The sequence below is a fragment of the Parasphingorhabdus sp. genome (assembly GCF_049667325.1).
Taxonomy (GTDB): Bacteria; Pseudomonadota; Alphaproteobacteria; order Sphingomonadales; family Sphingomonadaceae; genus Parasphingorhabdus.
In genome coordinates this window covers 1-4,290 of the sequence record NZ_JBATHY010000174.1, presented here as the reverse complement: position 1 = coordinate 4,290, position 4,290 = coordinate 1, and the positions used below count along the sequence as shown (strand labels likewise).

The 4,290-nt window shown below is 50.0% G+C and carries 4 protein-coding genes; 1 reads left to right on the top strand and 3 read right to left on the bottom strand.

Annotation, left to right across the window (positions count from 1 at the left end; all coding sequences use genetic code 11):
* Nucleotides 1-236: 236 nt before the first annotated feature.
* From WBM93_RS07820 to WBM93_RS07810, 3 genes are all read right to left on the bottom strand, one after another.
* Entirely contained in the window at nucleotides 237-1,142 is a 906-nt protein-coding gene (locus WBM93_RS07820; RefSeq protein ID WP_424430475.1) for a Brp/Blh family beta-carotene 15,15'-dioxygenase, read from the bottom strand.
* Between the two features lie 53 nt (nucleotides 1,143-1,195).
* The gene (locus WBM93_RS07815; protein WP_424430473.1) at nucleotides 1,196-1,960 is read right to left on the bottom strand and encodes a bacteriorhodopsin-like; all 765 of its coding nucleotides are present in this window, start codon (nucleotides 1,958-1,960) and stop codon (nucleotides 1,196-1,198) included.
* 146 nt (nucleotides 1,961-2,106) lie between these two features.
* Nucleotides 2,107-2,949 (bottom strand): LuxR C-terminal-related transcriptional regulator, encoded by an 843-nt coding sequence (locus tag WBM93_RS07810; protein ID WP_424430470.1) that lies wholly within the window; start codon nucleotides 2,947-2,949, stop codon nucleotides 2,107-2,109.
* Between the two features lie 195 nt (nucleotides 2,950-3,144).
* Between WBM93_RS07810 and WBM93_RS07805 the strand changes: the two genes are divergently transcribed.
* A complete protein-coding gene (locus WBM93_RS07805; RefSeq protein WP_424430467.1) occupies nucleotides 3,145-3,777 on the top strand; it encodes a tyrosine-type recombinase/integrase in 633 nt (210 codons plus the stop codon).
* Nucleotides 3,778-4,290: the final 513 nt, after the last annotated feature.

Sequence of the window (4,290 nt, the reverse complement as noted above, 5' to 3'; positions counted from 1 at the left end):
GGAAGCGATGGCGCAGGCGGGTCGGCGCATGGGGCTCTGGGCAGAGCCGATTATCTTGCCGATTGCGGAAGCGGCGATTGATGTGGACAAGCCGGATGATCTGGAACTGGTGACCGGAATTTTGATTGCGCGGGAGGGATAGGGCCGGGAGAAAACAAGTCAAATGGGGGGTTGTTGCGCCTGTTACCGTAACTCCCGGTTAGAGTGTTCGCAATGGATCAAAGCGGACGTTAGGATTACGCCAGAGTGGGATGTTTGAGAGACGTCGTCTTTATTAAAGGCATCAAAAAATGTGGTACGGTCAGGATGGCGAACGTCTGAAATATGGCCGCTATTTGTATTTGATGTGACAACGCATGCGGTTGCACAAATTGGACGCACAAATAGACCGCGCCCGAACCCAGCGTCAGAAAAAGAAAAAACTTTCGTTGATCATATTGTTTGTCCAACAAATCACTATAGCCTTCCACAAAGTGTCGCGGCGAATGATAAAGACAGAAGAAGACCGCAAATCCTATGGCTGGAGGAAGGAGCAAGGCTGATAACAATAGAAAAATATTACGCCACGCTTGGCTCGTCTGCTTGTCGGCGAAATCAATCGCTACCAATATTAACGAAATCAGCCCGAATAGAGGCGCTATCAGACGAACTATGTCTGTAAGCATGCTTGCATCCTTGCCGGCTACCAAACCGAATATTGCAGATAGTTCGTTTGGATAAGTGAGGGCGGGAAGCGCAATCACGCTTACCGCCATGGCAACTGCAAATAACTTTGAATGTTTTTGGGCCCAGTCTTCGGAGAAATGAGCAACGGCTAGTATCAGAAAAGCCGCAAGGGATAAGAGGGGAGCGACCTGCCATGCAATCAAGGCGGCCGCTGCCGTAGTGCAGTATAATGCGATCCATCCACCCAGTTTGAGAATGCTACCCCCACTCCTGTGACGCAACGACACATAATCGAACATCCCGTGCGGCATGCCGATGACGAGCATAGAAAAGCATGCTGCGAGCGTTATAAAGGAAAGAACTTCATCATCTTGTACCATCGCGAAAAGGGTTAAAAAGCAAACGGACAAAATTAACGGACTCACATCACCGTTTTGATCAAACCCGAACCTGAAAAAAAAGCGGGGCAGGGTCAACGGACCCTGCCCCTGTCGGCTAGATAGCGATCGGAAATATCGCACGCTCATGCCTAGTTCGATTTGGCCAGCTCAGGGTATTCGATCGCGCTTTTGCGAACGGCAATCACGTAGATCAGGATGCCGACGCCGACCTTGGCAATCAAGTCCGCAATCGTGTATCCTACTTGCACCGCGGTCTCGACCGAGCCGCCGCTCAGGTTGGTGTATGGCACCATATAAACGATCGGGTAAAACCCCCATGATGCAAAAGTAATTAAACGCGCGTCCTTGACCAGCTTACGTACACTGGCTGGCTGCCGTTCGATGGACTCGCCAAGACCCTTGAATAATTCCCATACAATATAGAGGAAGGGAATTGCGGAAAGCGTGCCCCAAAGCGCGCGAGTTCCGTTGTCGTCGGCTATTTCACCCGGATAACCTAGCACGATCATCAGCGCAGCAGCAAAGCCCAAGCGAAGGCACTTGGATGTTGTTTCATCCTGTGTAAGCCGCATCACGAGTATTAATTCAATAAGCAACAGCGGGACTGTCAACAACCAGTCGACATATCGATACGCATCGTTAAAGGCGACGCCGGTGACCAGCAATACGTTGTCTTTCGCCTCATACGCATCGCCCCAACTTTCGAAAATCCGAAAGTAATGATAGGCCGCGATGGCACAGACCAGGCCTGAAATCGTCAATGCGGTTCGATAGGCCGGGCCGACTTGCGACCGTCCGAACCATAGGAACAAAGTGGCCGCAGCCATCGTTGCAAAGGTGAATGAAAACGCATTATACACTAAGGAATATTGCGCTAGGCTAATAGTTTCCATGTTGGCACTCCTGCTTTTATGGCGGGGTGACGTCAGGGAGATAATCACCCTGTTATCACATCGCTATGACGCGGTGCATCTGAACTTATGTAGAGTAATGGAAAAGCTAGGATTAACCCTGCAAGGGTAAACCCTGTAGTTTGAGATCAGAGGCCCGCATCGATCGCGACGCGAACCGCATCGGCAACATTGTCGGCACCAACTTTTCGGAACAATAATGTTCTATGCATCTCAACGGTTTTTTCGCTGAGCGACAGTTCATAGGCAATCTGCTTGGTACGTTCGCCTTTGGCCATTTTTTGCAACACCTGTCGTTGCCTTTTGGAGAGGTTTTTGACCAACGACCGAGCCTGTTGCTTTCGCACGGAAAACATCTCCCAGTTCGCCTCCGGCAATTCAACCTGTGTACCTATGAAGTATCGAAGCAAATCGGCTTTATCGAAAATGGGTGCCACCAGGACTGCATTACGAAACGGCGTCCCGTCCCGCTTGTAATTCAAAATTTCGACCATCACAGGTCGGTGATTGATCACGCCTTCGCGAATTTTGTCGGTCAACCAAGGTTCAGTTTGTTCTCCTGCCAGAAATTTGCAGTTTCGGCCCAAAACTTCCTCGGCCGGATATTGGGTTAGTTCACAAAATGGTTCGTTAACCGCCACAATCGGATTGTCGCGCAGATTCGGGTCGCTAATTACCGTGGCGATCGGACTATATTCAATCGAGTCGATAACGTCTGCAAATTTCGGATCAGTTTGCGCTTTCATGCAGAATGACTGCCCAATATGACTTACAATTTCTACCTGTCTATTGGGGAAGACAATGGATAGCGAAATGATCAGCCAAAGTGGGGCCCATATCTCGAAGTTCTCATAGGTAGAATGTTGGGTTGAACATTTTGAATTCCCGAATCCAGCCATGCCACTACTAACGCAGTTGCAGCCGATAAAAACGGCCGAAGCTACTGTCCGCTTTCGGGATGTGGCGGACATTAACGATTGCTCATCTCAATGTCCGCTTCCCACCCAGTTTCGGTCGTTCACCGACGCCTGATCGGTGGATTTAGCCTCAAAGCGGTCGGTCTGCTTCTAGCGCCGTTAGCAGCCGGCCGGCATACGCTCCCAGAACTGCGGTCAGACATCAGGTGTATCTAACCCTTCGGCCATTCTGGCCGAAGGAGAAATAACATGGGTATATCAGAATTTGATCCCGGAGCCTTAAATAGGCGTCCTTGGAATGCCGGTAAGAACGTTGGCGTAAAACGACCGCTTACACAAAAGCAAATTTGGGCGATCAGGTTTTTTCTCGACCGTGAACGACGGATACGGGACAGAGCAATTTTCGACCTCGCAATTGATAGCAAATTACGAGGATGCGATTTGGTTGAGCTAAAGATCGGTGATTTAGTAGCCGGGGCCGAAGTTCGAAGTCGTGCAACAGTTGTCCAACGCAAGACGGGCCGACCTGTCCAGTTTGAAATCGCGACTGACGCTCGTGCAAGCCTGTTGGCATGGTTGGAACGACGTGGGGGTATAAATGATGATTACGCTTTCCCAAGCCGGATTGATCACTCGAAGCATCTCAGTACCCGGCAATATGGGCGTTTGGTCGATGAATGGGTCACTGCAATCGGTTTGCAGCGGCAACAATATGGAACGCATTCGCTTCGCCGGACTAAGGCATCAATCATCTACAAAGCTACCGGCAACCTTCGCGCGATCCAAATTCTACTGGGTCATTCTAAGATTGAGAACACTGTTCGATATTTGGGTGTAGATATCGAAGATGCCTTAACACTGGCAGAGAAAACTGAAATTTGATGGGAAGCCAGCCCCTATGGGGCTGGCTTCTGCTTTTGGGTCGTGAGCTCAAAAGTAGAATTAGCCGATAGTCCGCTAATGGCGAAAAGCATGAAACCGCTGGATGTCCCAAACTGGGTGGTTACCAGTAAGTCCATTTTATACAATCCAACCAAATCCCTGCGTGTTAGTGTCAACGATGGAACGACAATGCGACCCGCCGTTCCACCGCCCCGTCGACCTCCCCGGTCGTCGGGGTTTTTCGATAAGGGAGATGTCCGGTTTTGGGTGGGTTTCTGCCTGTCTGCTTATTGCTTATAAGTTAGAATAGCGGACATAAAGTGATATCAATGAATGCAGTCTAAACGGCACTCGTTGACATTGGCGTGACGCCAGCAATTGGAACATCATCTGCAGGCGTTCCGTACCTTTGACTTCACTCAAATATCCGGCGAACTTGTCATTGTGCGGAGATAGCGGCCAAGGCGAGCATACTCAGGAAGGACACCTGTTTATTTTGTCAGCTCCTTACTG